General features: G+C 54.3%; 12 protein-coding genes. 6 read left to right on the top strand and 6 right to left on the bottom strand.

What is annotated here, in order from left to right; all coding sequences use genetic code 11:
* Nucleotides 1-52 precede the first annotated feature (52 nt).
* The 5 genes from dapB to ACJY2L_RS10580 all read left to right on the top strand — a co-directional run bounded on the left by dapB (nt 53) and on the right by ACJY2L_RS10580 (nt 8,507).
* Nucleotides 53-868: a 4-hydroxy-tetrahydrodipicolinate reductase gene (gene dapB / locus ACJY2L_RS10600; protein WP_439213634.1), complete on the top strand. Its 816-nt coding sequence runs from the start codon at nt 53-55 to the stop codon at nt 866-868.
* A 467-nt stretch (nt 869-1,335) separates the two neighbouring features.
* The gene (carA, locus tag ACJY2L_RS10595; protein ID WP_187485845.1) at nt 1,336-2,499 is read left to right on the top strand and encodes a glutamine-hydrolyzing carbamoyl-phosphate synthase small subunit; all 1,164 of its coding nucleotides are present in this window, start codon (nt 1,336-1,338) and stop codon (nt 2,497-2,499) included.
* Nucleotides 2,499-5,723: a carbamoyl-phosphate synthase large subunit gene (gene carB, locus ACJY2L_RS10590; RefSeq protein ID WP_439213632.1), complete on the top strand. Its 3,225-nt coding sequence runs from the start codon at nt 2,499-2,501 to the stop codon at nt 5,721-5,723. Before carA ends, carB begins: the two co-directional genes overlap by 1 nt.
* Before the next feature lie 308 nt (nt 5,724-6,031).
* On the top strand, nt 6,032-6,514 hold the full coding sequence (gene folA / locus ACJY2L_RS10585) for a type 3 dihydrofolate reductase (protein ID WP_067435122.1): 483 nt from the start codon (nt 6,032-6,034) through the stop codon (nt 6,512-6,514).
* Nucleotides 6,515-6,617: 103 nt separating this feature from the next.
* Entirely contained in the window at nt 6,618-8,507 is a 1,890-nt protein-coding gene (locus tag ACJY2L_RS10580) for a PhoX family protein (protein WP_439213631.1), read from the top strand.
* A 34-nt stretch (nt 8,508-8,541) separates the two neighbouring features.
* On the opposite strand, the gene apaH is transcribed toward ACJY2L_RS10580, so the two are convergent.
* Genes apaH through lptD form a run of 6 tightly spaced genes read right to left on the bottom strand, consistent with a single transcriptional unit; the run spans nt 8,542 to nt 15,326 of the window.
* The gene (gene apaH, locus ACJY2L_RS10575) at nt 8,542-9,372 is read right to left on the bottom strand and encodes a bis(5'-nucleosyl)-tetraphosphatase (symmetrical) ApaH (RefSeq protein WP_439213630.1); all 831 of its coding nucleotides are present in this window, start codon (nt 9,370-9,372) and stop codon (nt 8,542-8,544) included.
* A gap of 54 nt (nt 9,373-9,426) precedes the next feature.
* Nucleotides 9,427-9,804 (bottom strand): Co2+/Mg2+ efflux protein ApaG, encoded by a 378-nt coding sequence (apaG, locus tag ACJY2L_RS10570; protein ID WP_439213629.1) that lies wholly within the window; start codon nt 9,802-9,804, stop codon nt 9,427-9,429.
* Between the two features lie 3 nt (nt 9,805-9,807).
* Entirely contained in the window at nt 9,808-10,635 is an 828-nt protein-coding gene (rsmA, locus tag ACJY2L_RS10565) for a 16S rRNA (adenine(1518)-N(6)/adenine(1519)-N(6))-dimethyltransferase RsmA (protein ID WP_439213628.1), read from the bottom strand.
* Nucleotides 10,628-11,620, bottom strand: a complete 993-nt coding sequence (pdxA, locus tag ACJY2L_RS10560) for a 4-hydroxythreonine-4-phosphate dehydrogenase PdxA (protein WP_439213626.1) — start codon at nt 11,618-11,620, stop codon at nt 10,628-10,630. Before pdxA ends, rsmA begins: the two co-directional genes overlap by 8 nt.
* Complete coding sequence (gene surA / locus ACJY2L_RS10555) at nt 11,610-12,905, bottom strand: peptidylprolyl isomerase SurA (RefSeq protein ID WP_439213624.1); 1,296 nt, start codon at nt 12,903-12,905, stop codon at nt 11,610-11,612. The genes pdxA and surA overlap by 11 nt, the downstream gene beginning before the upstream one ends.
* Before the next feature lie 54 nt (nt 12,906-12,959).
* Nucleotides 12,960-15,326 carry an LPS assembly protein LptD gene (gene lptD / locus ACJY2L_RS10550; RefSeq protein WP_439213622.1) on the bottom strand — a complete coding sequence of 789 codons (2,367 nt, stop codon included), beginning with the start codon at nt 15,324-15,326 and terminating at the stop codon, nt 12,960-12,962.
* Nucleotides 15,327-15,507: 181 nt separating this feature from the next.
* On the opposite strand from lptD, the gene djlA reads away from it, so the two are divergent.
* On the top strand, nt 15,508-16,329 hold the full coding sequence (gene djlA / locus ACJY2L_RS10545; RefSeq protein ID WP_187485850.1) for a co-chaperone DjlA: 822 nt from the start codon (nt 15,508-15,510) through the stop codon (nt 16,327-16,329).
* Nucleotides 16,330-16,426 lie beyond the last annotated feature (97 nt).

Below are 16,426 nucleotides of genomic sequence, written 5' to 3'. Positions count from 1 at the left end.
GTTAACCTGTTCAGGCTTTACATGCATAAAAATTTATCAGGAATGAATGGTTATGAATAATATCCGCATCGCTGTGGTCGGCGCACCGGGACGTATGGGGCGCATTTTAATTCAGGCAGCGATTGAGGCTGAAGGCGTCATGCTGGGCGCGGCAATTGCGCGCAAAGGATCGTCGCTGGTGGGTTGTGATGCCGGTGAACTGGCCGCCAGCGGCAAAACGGGCGTGGCGATAAGCGACAATCTTGACGCTGTGGTGGATGATTTCGATGTGCTGATCGACTTTACCCGTCCGGAAGGCACGCTGGAATATTTGGCTTTTTGTCGCCAGCATCGTAAAGCGATGGTGATAGGCACCACGGGCTTTGATGATGCGGGTAAAGCAGCAATTCAGGCCGCCGCGGCGGATATCGCTATTGTCTTTGCGGCTAACTTTAGCGTCGGCGTTAATCTGGTATTGATGCTGCTGGAGAAAACCGCAAAAGTGATGGGCGACTATGCCGACATTGAAATTATCGAAGCGCATCACCGTCACAAAGTGGATGCGCCTTCGGGCACCGCACTGGCGATGGGCGAAGCCATTGCCGATGCGATGCACTGGGATCTTAATGCACATGCGGTCTATGCGCGCGAAGGCCATACCGGTGAACGCGCGCCGCAGACCATCGGCTTCGCTACCGTGCGAGCAGGTGACATTGTGGGTGAGCACACTGCGATGTTTGCCGACGTTGGCGAGCGGGTTGAAATTACGCATAAGGCGACCAGCCGCATGACTTTTGCCAAAGGCGCGGTACGTGCTGCTTCATGGATTAAGAGCCATGAAAATGGGCTTTATGATATGCGCGACGTGCTGAATTTAGCGGATTTATGATGTGTGGTGAGCCATGTGATGTGGTTATTTCGATCGTAACGTTTTGATTGGAAGGGCAATATGTTATTGCCCTTTATTTTTATCTTTAAAACAGGCGTTACGATATTAATTTTTAAGTTAACTGTTATTAATTACAGTTTATCTCTGTTGTCGAGGGCGAAAAAGCCTGTTTTTGACCAATTGGTCCACTTTTAATGCTCTTGCAGCCCTGTTTATGAGCAAGTGTGCTCCGCAACCGTTTATCCCGCGCCGTTATCTCTCTCTTTTACAGTTAATTCCTGGTTATTCAGCTGAAGGCGTCAAAACAAGGTAAAAAAGTCGTTTCAGGCTGGACATCTGACAGCACGATCATTAGAATGCGCGCAATTTGCCAAAATTCGAACAGTTAGTCGGTTTTAGCATTGATTCGTGCCCATGTTATGAATTAATATGCATATATAATGACTGTTTATTCCCTGGAGGATGTTTTGATTAAGTCAGCACTTTTGGTTCTGGAAGACGGAACCCAATTCCACGGTCGGGCCATCGGGGCAACGGGGTCGGCAGTGGGGGAAGTTGTTTTCAACACTTCAATGACCGGTTATCAAGAAATCCTTACTGATCCTTCCTATTCCCGCCAAATCGTCACTCTCACTTATCCCCATATCGGTAATGTCGGCACCAACGCCGCCGACGAAGAATCCACTCAGGTACATGCGCAAGGTTTGGTGATTCGTGACCTGCCACTGATGGCCAGCAATTACCGTAGTGAAGAAGGGCTATCTGAGTATCTGTGCCGCCTTAACATTGTCGGCATTGCTGATATCGACACGCGCAAGCTGACACGTCTGCTGCGTGAAAAAGGCGCACAGAACGGCTGCATTATTGCGGGCGACAATCCGGATGCAGCGTTGGCGCTGCAAAAGGCGCAGGCGTTTCCTGGCCTGAAGGGGATGGATCTGGCGAAAGAAGTCACTATTAAAGAAGCGTACCGCTGGACCCAGGGCAGCTGGACGCTGGAAGGCGATCTGCCCGAGCAAAAGGCCGATGCCGACCTGCCTTATCACGTGGTGGCGTATGACTACGGTGTCAAGCGCAACATCCTGCGTATGCTGGTAGATCGCGGCTGCCGTTTAACGGTAGTGCCTGCACAGACCTCAGCAGCAGAGGTGCTGAAACTCAATCCGGACGGCATTTTCCTTTCCAACGGCCCTGGCGATCCAGAACCGTGTGATTACGCCATTGAGGCTATTAAAGCGTTCCTGGAAACGGACGTTCCGGTGTTTGGTATCTGCCTTGGACATCAGCTGCTGGCTCTGGCCAGCGGCGCCACCACCATCAAAATGAAGCTCGGCCATCATGGCGGCAACCATCCGGTAAAAGATCACGATAACAATACCGTGATGATCACCGCACAGAACCACGGCTTTGCGGTAAACGAGCAGACGCTGCCTGCGAACCTGCGCATCACGCACACGTCGCTGTTTGACCACACCGTGCAGGGCATTCATCGCACCGACAAACCTGCCTTCAGCTTCCAGGGGCACCCTGAAGCGAGCCCAGGCCCGGGCGATGCCGCGCCGCTGTTTGACCACTTTATTGAATTGATTGAAGCCTACCGTTCTAAAGCGACGTTATCAGGAGCTAAATAATGCCAAAACGCACAGACATAAAATCGATCCTGATCCTTGGCGCTGGCCCAATCGTTATTGGTCAGGCATGTGAATTTGACTACTCGGGCGCGCAGGCGTGTAAAGCGCTGCGGGAAGAGGGTTATCGCGTTATTTTGGTGAACTCAAATCCGGCCACCATCATGACCGATCCGGAAATGGCGGATGCCACCTATATTGAGCCGATTCACTGGGAAGTCGTTCGCAAGATTATTGAAAAAGAGCGTCCGGACGCGGTGCTGCCAACCATGGGCGGCCAGACGGCGCTGAACTGTGCGCTGGAGCTGGAACGTCGGGGCGTGCTGGAGGAGTTTGGCGTCACCATGATCGGCGCCACCGCCGATGCGATTGATAAAGCAGAAGATCGCCAGCGCTTTGATAAGGCGATGAAGAGCATTGGCCTCGACACCGCTCGCTCCGGTATCGCACACAACATGGATGAAGCGCTGAAAGTGGCTGAAGATGTCGGCTTTCCCTGCATCATCCGTCCTTCCTTTACCATGGGCGGCACCGGCGGCGGCATTGCTTACAATCGCGAAGAGTTTGAAGAGATCTGTGAACGCGGTCTGGATCTCTCGCCAACCAATGAGCTGCTGATTGATGAGTCGCTGATTGGCTGGAAAGAGTATGAAATGGAAGTGGTGCGCGACAAAAATGATAACTGCATCATTGTCTGCTCCATCGAAAACTTCGACGCCATGGGCATTCATACCGGTGACTCGATTACCGTGGCACCGGCGCAGACGCTGACCGACAAAGAATATCAAATCATGCGTAACGCCTCGATGGCGGTACTGCGTGAAATCGGCGTGGAGACGGGCGGCTCGAATGTGCAGTTCTCGGTCAATCCGGAAAATGGCCGTTTGATCATCATCGAGATGAACCCGCGCGTATCGCGCTCTTCCGCGCTGGCGTCCAAAGCCACCGGCTTCCCGATTGCCAAAGTTGCCGCCAAGCTGGCGGTAGGCTATACGCTGGATGAGCTGATGAACGATATCACCGGCGGCCGTACGCCAGCCTCGTTCGAGCCTTCTATCGACTACGTGGTCACGAAAATTCCACGTTTTAACTTTGAAAAATTTGCCGGTGCCAACGATCGCCTGACCACGCAGATGAAGTCGGTGGGTGAAGTGATGGCCATCGGTCGTACGTTTCAGGAGTCGATGCAGAAAGCGCTGCGCGGCCTGGAAGTGGGCGCGCATGGCTTCGATCCGGTGGTCAACCTTGCCGATCCGGAAGCGATGACGCGCATTCGCCGTGAGCTGAAAGATGCTGGCGCCGAGCGTATCTGGTACGTTGGCGACGCGTTCCGTGCCGGGATGTCATTAGATGCCATCTTTAACCTGACCAACATCGATCGCTGGTTCCTGGTGCAGATTGAAGAGCTGATTCAGCTGGAAGCCCAGGTGGCACAGCAGGGCGTAAACGGCCTGACCGCCGATTTCCTGCGTGCGCTGAAGCGCAAGGGCTTTGCAGACGTTCGTCTGGCAAAACTGGCAGGCGTTTCAGAATTCGAAATTCGCAAGCTGCGTGAGAAATATGCGCTGCATCCGGTCTACAAACGTGTTGATACCTGCGCCGCCGAGTTCTCCACCGATACCGCTTACATGTACTCAACCTATGAAGAAGAGTGCGAAGCCAATCCGAATCAGGATCGTGAAAAAATCATGGTGCTGGGCGGCGGTCCTAACCGTATCGGCCAGGGCATTGAGTTTGACTACTGCTGCGTACACGCCTCGCTGGCGCTGCGTGAAGATGGCTATGAAACCATCATGGTCAACTGTAATCCGGAGACCGTTTCTACCGATTACGACACCTCAGATCGTCTCTATTTCGAGCCGGTGACGCTGGAAGATGTGCTGGAAATTGCCCGCATCGAAAAGCCGAAAGGTGTGATTGTTCAGTATGGCGGTCAGACACCGTTAAAGCTGGCGCGCGCGCTGGAAGCCGCAGGCGTGCCGATTATCGGTACCAGCCCGGATGCTATCGACCGTGCGGAAGATCGCGAACGCTTCCAGCAGGCGGTGGATCGTCTGCAGCTGAAGCAGCCTGCAAACGCCACGGTTACCGCGCTGGAACATGCGGTAGAGAAGGCAGCAGAAATCGGTTATCCGCTGGTGGTACGTCCTTCCTATGTTCTGGGCGGCCGCGCGATGGAAATCGTTTATGACGAAGTCGACCTGAAGCGTTACTTCCAGACGGCGGTATCGGTGTCCAACGATGCGCCAGTGCTGCTTGACCGTTTCCTCGATGATGCGGTTGAAGTGGATGTTGATGCTATCTGCGACGGCGAGCGCGTGCTGATTGGCGGCATCATGGAACACATTGAGCAGGCGGGCGTGCACTCCGGTGACTCTGCCTGTTCGCTGCCGGCTTACACTCTGAATAAAGAGATTCAGGACGTAATGCGTCAGCAGGTGGAAAAACTGGCCTTCGAATTAGGCGTCCGTGGCCTGATGAACGTGCAGTTTGCCGTCAAAGATAATGAGGTTTACCTGATTGAGGTTAACCCGCGTGCTGCGCGTACCGTGCCTTTCGTATCGAAAGCGACCGGCGTGCCGCTGGCCAAAGTCGCTGCGCGCGTGATGGCAGGCAAAACGCTGGCCGAGCAGGGCGTAACCGAAGAGGTGATCCCACCTTATTACTCGGTAAAAGAAGTGGTGCTGCCGTTCAACAAATTCCCTGGCGTCGACCCGATTCTTGGCCCGGAAATGCGTTCAACCGGTGAAGTGATGGGCGTTGGCCGTACCTTTGCGGAAGCCTTTGCCAAAGCGATGCTCGGTGCACAGTCCACAATGAAAAAATCGGGCCGCGCGCTGCTGTCGGTGCGCGAAGGTGACAAGAAGCGCATTGTCGATCTGGCCATCAAGCTGCAGAAGTTTGGCTTTGAGCTGGATGCCACGCATGGCACCGCAGTGGTGCTGGGCGAAGCCGGAATTAATCCACGCCTGGTAAATAAAGTGCATGAAGGCCGACCGCATATTCAGGATCGCCTGAAGAATGGTGAATATGCCTATATTGTTAACACCACCGAAGGGCGTCAGGCGATTGAAGACTCGAAGGTCATTCGTCGCAGCGCGTTGCAGTACAAGGTGCATTATGACACCACGCTGAATGGCAGCTTCGCCACCACCATGGCGCTAAACGCTGACCCAACGGAAAAAGTGATCTCGGTGCAAGAGATGCACGCCATGATCAAAGGCTGATGGCTGAAACGCTATCAAGCGGCTCCTTTGGGAGCCGTTTTTGTTTCTGCTTTTTATTGCGGCGTGCTTTATCGGTTCAGCGCGCAGCGATAATACAGAATGACCAGATCAGGCTGCCGGGATCTGTTGTGCTTTGCTTTATCAGCAGGCCACGCGCGCATCGACTCACGGCTTTGCTGGTGAAAAACGCTGCGCAATAAGAAATCGCTGGTAGCAACAGGGCTTTATACGAATTGCGCTTTATGCCTATCGACGAAAGTTTCACCCTTACGTATGATGGCGCCAATTTTTCCACTGAGTCTTTTAACATGATTAGTTTAATCGCCGCATTGGCCGCCGACCGTGTGATTGGTATGGAAAACGCCATGCCGTGGAACCTGCCTGCTGATTTGGCCTGGTTCAAACGCAATACGCTGAACAAACCGGTGATCATGGGACGCCTGACCTGGGAATCCATTGGTCGCCCGCTGCCGGGCCGCCTGAATATCGTGGTGAGCAGCCAGCCCGGTCACGCTGAAGGCGTCACCTGGGTCAGCTCGCTGGACGAGGCGATCGCCGCCGCTGGCGAGGCTGAAGAGATCATGATCATTGGCGGCGGACGCATTTATGAGCAGATGCTGCCGAAAGCCGATCGTCTTTATCTGACCCATATTGATGCTGAAATTGTCGGTGATACGCAATTCCCGGATTACGAGCCGGATGAATGGCACTCCACTTTCAGTGAATTTCACGATGCGGATGCGCAGAATTCTCACAGCTACTGTTTTGAGATCCTCGAGCGCCGTCGTTAATTTTCACATTTTGTAGTGTCTCTACATGCTTTTAACATTTCTGTCATAATCCGCCGTTAGCATTGCTTCCATTCCGCACTCCCCAATCAGGAAGCAATGCACGATGACCGATAAAATCCCTCACCTTGATGCCGAACGCCTGCGCAATCCCAAACGCCGTCAGCTGTTAGCCGCCACCGGCGCCGTTGGCCTGACCGGTTTTCTTTCTGGCGCCACCTTGTCGGGTAGCGCGCAGGCTGCTGACGTTAGCGGTGCACCGCAAAACAGTAAGCTGCTGGGCTTTACCGGTATCCCTGCCTCAACCGCCGATGCAATGGTGGTGGCCAAAGGCTATCGCGCTGAGGTGCTGATTTCCTGGGGTGAACCGCTGGTGGACGGCGCACCGGCGTTTGATCCAGAAGGCAAAAACAGCGCAGCCGACCAGGAAAAACAGTTCGGCGATAATAACGATGGCATGAGCTTTTTTCCGATCGACGAACATCGCGGCCTGTTGGCGATCAACAATGAATATGTCAATGAACAGTACCTGTTCGCTCACGGCGGCAAAAAGGCCACCAGCCTTGAGGACGTGCGTAAATCACAGGCGGCCCACGGCGTTTCAGTTGTAGAGATTGCACGCCAGGCTGACAATCGCTGGCAGGTTGTGCGTCCATCCCGCTATAACCGCCGCATTACCGCCAATACCGAGATGCGTTTCTCCGGTCCGGCAGCGGGCGACAAGGCGTTGCAGACCGCTGCCGATCCCGCAGGCATGAAGGTATTTGGCACCTTTGGCAACTGCGCTAACGGCAAGACGCCGTGGGGCACTTATCTGACCTGCGAAGAGAACTACGACACCTACTTCGGTACCAAACAGGCAGACTTCAAGGTTACGCCGCAGCAAAAACGCTACACCCTTGAGCCCAACGAGCCGGAACGCAACTGGTCCGATTTTGATGAGCGCTTTGACGTTGCCAAAAATCCCAATGAGTTTAATCGCCACGGCTGGATCGTCGAGATCGATCCGATGGATCCGCATTCTGTGCCGGTGAAGCGCACCGCATTAGGCCGCTTCAAACATGAAAACGCAGCGGTCACCGTGGCTAAAAGCGGTGAGCTGGTGGTGTACATGGGCGATGACGAACGCGGCGAATATATCTATAAATTCGTGTCGCACGGTAAGGTCGATAACGCTAACCCCGCCGCCAATAAAACCTTGCTGGATGAAGGCACGCTCTATGTCGCGGAGTTTGTTGGTGACCACAGCGGCACGCCACTGAAAGGCACCGGCCGCTGGCTGCCGCTGGTGCACGGTCAGCAGGGTTTGACCGCAGAGAATGGCTTTGCCAGCCAGGCAGATGTATTAATCAACGCCCGTGCCGCCGCCGATCGGGTCAATGCGACCCGTATGGATCGTCCGGAGTGGATCGCAGTGAATCCACACGATGGTCGCGCTTATTGCACACTGACCAACAACAGCAAACGCGGTGATGACGGCATGCCGGTCAATGCCGCTAATCCACGGCCAAAAAACATCTACGGCCAGATTATTCGCTGGGATGAAAAAGGCGATGCCACGGCGAAAGCCTTTAGCTGGGATATTTTTGCGCTCTGTGGCAATCCGATTGCGCATCCGGACGGCATCTATCGCGGTACACCCAATATCACCGCTGAAAATACCTTCAACAGCCCAGATGGCCTCGGTTTTGACCGTGATGGCCGCCTGTGGATTCTGACCGACGGTAAATACAGCAATAAAGGGGATTTTGAGGGGCAGGGCAACAATCAGATGCTCACCGGCGATCCGCAGACCGGTGAGATACGACGCTTTATGGTGGGACCAAAATCCTGCGAACTGACCGGCATCGCCTTTACGCCAGACTACAAAACGCTGTTTGTTAACGTTCAGCATCCGGGCGAAGAGGGCGATTCACATTTCCCGAATAACAGCCCGCGCCCGCGCTCGTCGGTAATTATGGTGACGCGTGAAGATGGCGGCGTGATCGGCGCGTGAAGCAAAAAGAATGCGCCCAGGCGCATTCTTTTGTTTATTCGTCCAGCGGCCGTTGGCGGTTGGACGGCTGCGCAAACCAGCTCTGATCGTCCCAGCGTAACAGGGTCAGCACGCCGCCCCAGCAACAGCCGGTATCAAGGCCAATCACGCCCGGCGGCGTCCCTTTTCCTTCCAGCGACGCCCAGTGGCCAAAGACAATGGTGTAGTCGCGCGCCACCGGCCCTTCAATGGCGAACCACGGTTTCAGCGGCGGCGGAGCGGATTCTGGCGTCTCTTTGCTGATCATATCCAGCTGGCCATTTGGAAAGCAGTAACGCATGCGCGTCAGTGCGTTGGTGCTGAAACGTAACCGTGACAAGCCGGTAAGGTCCGGCGTCCAGTTATTCGGCATATCGCCATACATCGCATCAAGGAACAGCGGATAGCTGTCGCTCGACAGCACGGCTTCCACTTCACGTGCGCAGACTTTTGCCGTTTCCAGATCCCACTGCGGTGTAATGCCCGCGTGCGCCATCACCAGCTTTTTCTCTTCGTCTACCTGCAGCAACGGCTGGCGACGCAACCAGTTGATCAGCTCATCGGCATCTTCTGCTTCCAGCAGCGGCGTCAGGCGATCCTTGGGTTTATTGCGACTGATACCGGCATAGACCGCCAGCAGATGCAGATCGTGATTACCAAGCACCAACTTTACGGCGTCACCCAGGGAACGCACATAGCGCAGCACCTCCAACGAGCCAGGGCCGCGAGCAACCAGATCGCCAGTCAGCCACAATGTATCCTGAGTGGGATCAAACGCCACCTGGGCCAGCAGCGACTGCAGTTCATCGTAGCAACCATGAACGTCGCCAATAAGATAGGTACTCATTAATGTTTACCTGAGGAAAAAACCCTCGCGCGAAGCGGCTCCGCGCGAGGATGATCAATGGACATGCGAGGGCACGGCGAGGCGAAAAACAGGGATCTCCACCTGAAAGCTTTCGCCTTCATTGTCGACCATGACGTAATGGCCCTGCATAGTACCAAGCGGCGTTTCCAGCACGGCACCGCTGGTGTACTGGAACTCGTCGCCGGGTTCAATGTACGGCTGCTCGCCAACCACGCCTTCACCTTCAACTTCGGATGCTTCGCCGTTGCCGTTGGTGATCAGCCAGTAGCGGCCGAGCAGCTGAACCGTATTACGCCCCAGATTGCGCACGGTGATGGTATAGGCAAACACATAACGCTCATCTTCAGGCGAAGAGTGAGTGGCAATGTAAACGCTTTGTACCTGAACACAAACCCGGGGCGAATCGTTCATGATTTAGCTCTCTTGCGGCAGCTCTGGATGCGTACTTAACCAGTTAGCCAGCTGACAATATTGCGCAACGGAAATGTTCTCCGCACGCAGCGTGGCATCAATGCCCATCTCTGCCAGCGCTTCAGCGCTGAACAGGTGACCCAAACTGTTGCGTAAGGTTTTACGACGTTTACCGAACGCTTCTGTAGTGATGCGGCTCAATACGCGCACATCACTTACTGACGGACGTTGATCGCTGGTGTGAGGCACCAGGCGTACCACCGCCGAATCCACTTTCGGTGCCGGCGTAAAGGACTCTGGCGGCACTTCCAGTACCGGGATCACGTTGCAATAATATTGCGCCATAACCGTGAGTCGGCCATAGGCTTTGCTGCCCGGTCCGGCAACCAGTCGGTTAACCACCTCTTTCTGCAGCATAAAGTGCATATCTTTGATCGCATCAGTATAGCTGAAAAGATGGAACATCAACGGCGTCGAGATGTTGTAGGGCAGGTTACCAAACACGCGCAACGGCTGACCGCGCTCGGCGGCCAGCTCGGCAAAGTTGAACGTCATGGCATCCTGCTGATAAATGGTCAGCTTTGGACCGAGGAACGGATGAGTTTGTAGCCGTGCGGCTAAATCCCGATCCAGTTCAATCACCGTCAGGGCATCAAGGCGTTCGGCGACCGGCTCGGTTAAGGCACCCAGACCCGGGCCGATTTCAATCAGCGCCTCATGCTTCTGAGGATGAATGGCGGAGACGATGCTGTCGATGATGTAGGAATCGTTCAGGAAGTTCTGTCCAAAACGTTTGCGGGCGAAGTGGCCCTGGTGGACGCGATTATTCATTACTGCTCTTAATCATGGTGATGGCGAGGTTAAGCGCCGTAATAAAGCTGCCCGCATCTGCTGTGCCACGGCCCGCCAGTTCCAGCGCGGTGCCGTGATCGACAGAAGTACGGATAAATGGCAGGCCAAGCGTGATGTTCACGGCGCGGCCAAAGCCCTGATATTTCAGCACCGGCAAACCCTGGTCGTGATACATCGCCAGAACCGCATCGGCATGCTGTAAATATTTTTGCTGGAACAGCGTATCGGCCGGTAACGGGCCGGTCAGCTGTATGTCCTGCGCACGTAATTCATCGAGCGCAGGCGTAATAACGTCAATCTCTTCCCGACCCATATGTCCGCCTTCTCCGGCATGGGGATTCAAACCACAGACAAAAATATGGGGGCGGGCGATAGCAAATTTCTGCTGCAAATCCTGATGCAAAATCGAGATGACTTCATGCAGGCTGTCACGCGTAATGGCGGCGGAGACATCCTTGAGCGGCAGGTGCGTGGTTGCCAGAGCAACGCGCAGTTCTTCGGTTGCCAGCATCATCACGACCCGTTCGCAACCGGCACGCTCGGCAAAAAATTCAGTATGACCAGTAAAAGCGATGCCGCCGTCATTGATGACGCCTTTATGCACCGGACCGGTAATCAGCGCGGCAAATTCGCCGGCCAGACAGCCATCACAGGCGCGAGTCAGCGTCTCCAACACGTAAGCACCGTTGGCGACATCAAGATGGCCAGGCTGCACCTGTTGCGGCGCATTAATGGCCAGCAGCGTTAAGGTGCCAGCACGTTGCGGCGTCGCCGGACTGGCTGACTGATACGGCAGTAATTCCAGCGGCAGACCGAGCATGGCGGCGCGGTTGAGCAGGAGATCGGCATCGGCGCAGATGACCAGCTCAACCGGCCAGTCGCGCTGAGCCAGCGCGACACAGAGATCGGGACCAATCCCGGCAGGCTCGCCGGGAGTGATCACCACACGGTGGTTATTGAGCATTGTTGTCCAAAATTTTCACGTAGGCACTGGCGCGTTGTTCCTGCATCCAGGTTTGTGCTTCTTCGGCAAACTTGCGGTTAAACAACAGGCGGTAAGCGCGCTCTTTCTGTGCCGCATCGGTTTTATCAACCTGACGGGTGTCCATCAACTGAATCAAATGCCAGCCGAAAGAGGAGTGCACCGGCGCGCTGATCTGGCCTTTCTGCAAGCGCAGTAACGCGTCGCGGAAAGCAGGATCGAACACTTCAGGCGAGGTCCAGCCTAAATCGCCGCCCTGATTAGCTGAGCCAGGATCGTCAGAGAAATTTTTCGCGGCCTGAACAAAGCTGGTCTTGCCGCTTTTAATATCAGCAGCAATTTCTTCGATCTTCGCACGCGCCTGGGCATCGGTCATGATCGGTGACGGCTTCAGTAAAATATGACGCGCGTGCACTTCGGTCACGGAGATGTTTTTGCTCTCGCCACGCAGATCGTTGACCTTCAGGATATGGAAGCCAACGCCGGAACGAATCGGGCCGACGATGTCGCCTTTTTTCGCTGAGCTAACAGCCTGCGCAAAAATGGTTGGCAGCTCTTCAATTTTGCCCCAGCCCATATTGCCGCCTTTCAGCGCCTGTGGATCGGCTGAGTAAGTGACCGCCAGCTTGCCAAAATCGGCTCCGCCCTTGATCTCACCAACCAGCTGCTTCGCCAGCGCTTCCTGATCGTCAACCTGCTGTTGCGTCGGGTTTTCCGACAGCGGCAGCAGAATGTGGCTCAGGTTCAGCTCGGTACCCTGACTGTTCTGTGCGGCAACCTGCTTAGCCAGCGTGTCCACTTCCTGCGGCAGAATGGTGACACGACGACGCACTTCGTTGTTACGCACTTCGGCAATCTGCATTTCTTTACGGATCTGGGCACGATAGGTTTGGTAGTTCGCACCATCGTAAGCCAGGCGGCTACGCAGCTGATCCAGCGACATGCGGTTTTGTGCCGCAATGTTTTGAATCGCCTGATCGAGCTGTTCGTCGGTAACCTGCACGCCCATTTTTTGCCCCATCTGCAGGATAATATTATCCATGATCTGGCGCTCCAAAATCTGATGACGCAGCGTGCGATCATCAGGTAACTGTTGTCCTGCCTGCTGTGCCTGAGCTTTCACCGATTTCATCATGCCATCGACATCGCTTTCCAGCACCACACCGTTGTTTACTACAGCGGCAACTTTATCAACCATTTGCGGGGCTGCGAACGCGGTGTTAGCCGTCAGTGCCACACCAAGAATCAGCATTCTCCAGTTCTTCATACTTTTTCCATTCTTTTTTCCGCACAGCGGGATTGCATGTCAAATATCACAACATCAGAAAGCGCGCTGGTAAGGCAAGATTCCCTGACGCAGCATCTGGTTGGTGCCCAGTCCATAGTTGGAACTCAGACCACGTAACTCAATGTTGAACGAGATTTGGTTGTCATATTTACTGTTGTTGTTTTCCCAACCGTTAATTTTGCGCTCGTATCCCAGGCGGATCGCGTAACAGCATGAGCTGTACTGCAAGCCAACCAGCTGATCGGCCGGTTTGGATGCCTTGGTATCGTAGTAATAGGCACCGACAACGGACCAGGCATCAGCAATTGGCCAGCTGGCGGTTGCGCCTACCTGCGAAATGCCATCTTTATAAATCGGGTTAGACGAAATATCCTGATCTAACGCCGTGGCCACATAGTCCGGGCTGCTGTAGCGATAGCTCAGCTGCATCATACGATCGGCATCACGGCGATATTCCAGAATCGCATTACCCTGAGAGACATTATCGAGGCGCGTATCGTACTGAATCCCGCCACGCACGCCCCAACGATCGCTAATTTTCCAGTATGAATCACCTGCCCACACCAGGCTGCCGGTATCATCTTCCTTGCTAATCTGGTTTAAACCAGTGCGGGAAGGGGTAAACGAGTAGATTTGACCTACAGAAACGTTAAAACGTTCAACCAGATCGTTATCATAAATTCGCGAGGTGACGCCGGTCGCGACATCGTTCGCCGAAGCGATGCGATCCAGGCCGCTGTAAGTGCGATCGCGGAACAGGCCGGTGTAGTCAGTTTGCAGCAGCGTCGAGTCATACGACATGATGTTGCTTTGGTTGCGATAAGGGATATAGAGGTACTGCACACGCGGTTCCAGCGTCTGCGTATAACCTTCTGCCCAATCCATATCACGGTCAAACACCATGCGGCCGTCAACCTTGAACTGCGGCATGACGCGGTTTACCGACTCTTTCAGCTGATTATTACGATCGGTATCCACCGAGTTATTGTAAAACTCAACGCCATCCTGCTGATAATGAGTTGCCAGCAGCTTCGCTTCGGTATCCAGGCTTGCCCAGCCGTTTGACAGTGGCAGGTTGATCGTCGGCTCGACGTGTAAACGCGTGGCGTCCGGATAGCGTTCATTGACGTTGGTAAACTTCACCGCCTGTCCATAAATGCGCGTATCAAAAGGCCCAACATCGTTCTGATAATAGTTGAGGTCCAGCTGCGGCTGCGCACGATAGATATTGTTATTACGGTTGATCGAGAAGACCTGGAAATCCTTACTCGACAGCGTCGCATCCCAGTTGGTGTCGGCATAACCGATACTGAACTTCTGCGTGGCGTAACCATCTGTCGACGTATAGTAAGTCGAGCTCAGGTCGTTGAAATAGTAAGGATCGCTGACCTTGGTATAGTCGGCGTTAAAGCGCCAGTGCTGATCGTAAACCCCGGCGTGACGCCAGTAGAACAGCCAGCGGTCAGAGTCGTCGTTCTCGGAAATATTACGGATCGCTTTATCTTTATCGTACTGCTTGTCAGAACCCAGATAGTCAAACTCAATCAGGCCTGCGCCCGCGTCGGTCAGATAGCGGAATTCGTTTTGCAGCTGCGTACCGCGACGGCTCATGTAGTGCGGCGTAATGGTCGCATCCGCCTGTGGCACAATGTTCCAGTAATAGGGCAGCATGAACTCAAAGCCGTTATTGCTGCCATATTTTGCATTAGGGATCAGAAAGCCGGAGCGTCGGCGATCGCCGATCGGTAACTGCAAATAAGGGCTGTAAAACACCGGCACCGCGCCGATTTTGAAGCGGGCATTCCAGATTTCTGCAACCTGTTCTTCACGATCCTGAATGATCTCAGAACCTACCACGCTCCAGCTGTTATAGCCGGGCAGGCAAGAGGTAAAGCTACCGTTTTCAAGAATGGTGTAGCGGTTTTCACCACGCTGCTTCATCTGATCGGCGACGCCGCGACCCTGGCGATCAACCATCTGATAGCTGCCGTTCCAGACATTGGTGTCTTTGGTATTCAGATTTGACCAGGCTTTCGGACCTTTCAGGATGACCTGATTGTCGTCGTAGTGCACATTACCCAGCGCATCGATGGTGCGCGTTGGTGTGGTTTCGCCAGGCTGTTGGCGCTGGTGAAGCTGCATTTCGTCAGCCTGCAGTCGGCTGTTGCCCTGCTGTACATCAACGTTACCGGTGAATACCGCATCATCCGGATAGTTGCCTTTTACGGCATCTGAGTTGATGGTGACCGGCAGCTGATTGGTTTGCCCCTGAACCAGAGGACGGTTGTAACTGGGTACACCCAACATGCACTGCGACATCAAATCATCGGCGAGCGTCTGCTGGCTATACAAGGCTGCGCCAATCATAGTGGCCAGCAGGGTAGGTATACGTTTTTTCATACGCGGTATCGAGTATTCCGTGATAACTGGCATCATGCCGACAAACGGTCAGAGACTAACTTACTGCACTTCGTAGCGCCAGCGTTAATCCTGCTCTGCCCGCGTTGACGTTAGGCGGTGGAGTAAATGACAGGTATGATAATGCAATTTCGAGCCGTGAGCATGGCGAATTGAGGAGTTTATGCGCTACTGGGGAAAAGTAATCGGTTTGGTGTTGGGATTGATTTCTGGCGCGGGCTTTTGGGGTCTCGTTCTTGGCCTGATTTTCGGCCACGTAGTGGATAAAATTCGCAGCAAAAAGGGACAGGGCTATTTTGCCAATCAGCAGGCGCGACAAAATCTCTTTTTCCGCACCACCTTTCAGGTCATGGGCCATTTGACCAAGTCGAAAGGCCGGGTGACCGAAGCAGATATTCAGATCGCTTCTTTATTAATGGAACGTATGCAACTGCACGGCGCTGCACGCACCGCAGCGCAGCAGGCGTTTCGCGAAGGCAAGCAGGGCGATTATCCGCTACGCAACAAATTACGTGAATTGCGCAGCGCCTGTTTCGGCCGCTTCGATTTAATTCGTATGTTTCTGGAGATTCAGATTCAGGCTGCGTTCGCCGACGGCTCGCTGCATCCCAACGAACGGCAGGTGTTATACGTGATTGCTGAAGAGCTCGGCATCTCACGCACGCAGTTCGATCAGTTTCTGCGCATGATGCAGGGCGGCCAGCAATTTGGTGGTGGTCAGCATTCGCAGAGCCGTTCTTCACACGGCGGTCACTTTCAGCAGCGCGGCCCTACGCTTGAAGATGCGTGCAGCGTGCTTGGCGTGAAGCCTGGCGATGACGCCATTACCATCAAGCGCGCCTATCGCAAGCAGATGAGCGAGCATCATCCCGACAAGCTGGTGGCCAAAGGCCTGCCGCCGGAAATGATGGAGATGGCCAAGCAAAAAGCGCAGGAGATACAGGCGGCCTATGATCTTATCCGCCGCGAAAAAGGGTTGAAGTAATCGGGCTATCTTGCCTGCCATTTTCTCCACGGGCAGTGCGCGCAATCCTCACGTACTTCAGTACGCGCCGGTTGCTGTGCGCTGACCGCAAATAAAC

Origin of the sequence: Duffyella sp. Ts4 (genome assembly GCF_051851875.1) — a bacterium.
GTDB classification, from domain to species: Bacteria; Pseudomonadota; Gammaproteobacteria; order Enterobacterales; family Enterobacteriaceae; genus Duffyella; species Duffyella gerundensis.
Note: the sequence above shows the minus strand (reverse complement) of the source record. Positions and strands in the feature narration are given on the sequence as shown.

Coding starts and splice junctions, on each gene's coding strand:
- apaH (WP_439213630.1), bottom strand. CDS start 9,372: ATGAGTACCTATCTTATTGGCGACGTTCATGGTTGCTACGATGAACTG.
- rsmA (WP_439213628.1), bottom strand. CDS start 10,635: ATGAATAATCGCGTCCACCAGGGCCACTTCGCCCGCAAACGTTTTGGA.
- pdxA (WP_439213626.1), bottom strand. CDS start 11,620: ATGCTCAATAACCACCGTGTGGTGATCACTCCCGGCGAGCCTGCCGGG.
- apaG (WP_439213629.1), bottom strand. CDS start 9,804: ATGAACGATTCGCCCCGGGTTTGTGTTCAGGTACAAAGCGTTTACATT.
- dapB (WP_439213634.1), top strand. CDS start 53: ATGAATAATATCCGCATCGCTGTGGTCGGCGCACCGGGACGTATGGGG.
- carB (WP_439213632.1), top strand. CDS start 2,499: ATGCCAAAACGCACAGACATAAAATCGATCCTGATCCTTGGCGCTGGC.
- folA (WP_067435122.1), top strand. CDS start 6,032: ATGATTAGTTTAATCGCCGCATTGGCCGCCGACCGTGTGATTGGTATG.
- lptD (WP_439213622.1), bottom strand. CDS start 15,326: ATGAAAAAACGTATACCTACCCTGCTGGCCACTATGATTGGCGCAGCC.
- ACJY2L_RS10580 (WP_439213631.1), top strand. CDS start 6,618: ATGACCGATAAAATCCCTCACCTTGATGCCGAACGCCTGCGCAATCCC.
- surA (WP_439213624.1), bottom strand. CDS start 12,905: ATGAAGAACTGGAGAATGCTGATTCTTGGTGTGGCACTGACGGCTAAC.
- djlA (WP_187485850.1), top strand. CDS start 15,508: ATGCGCTACTGGGGAAAAGTAATCGGTTTGGTGTTGGGATTGATTTCT.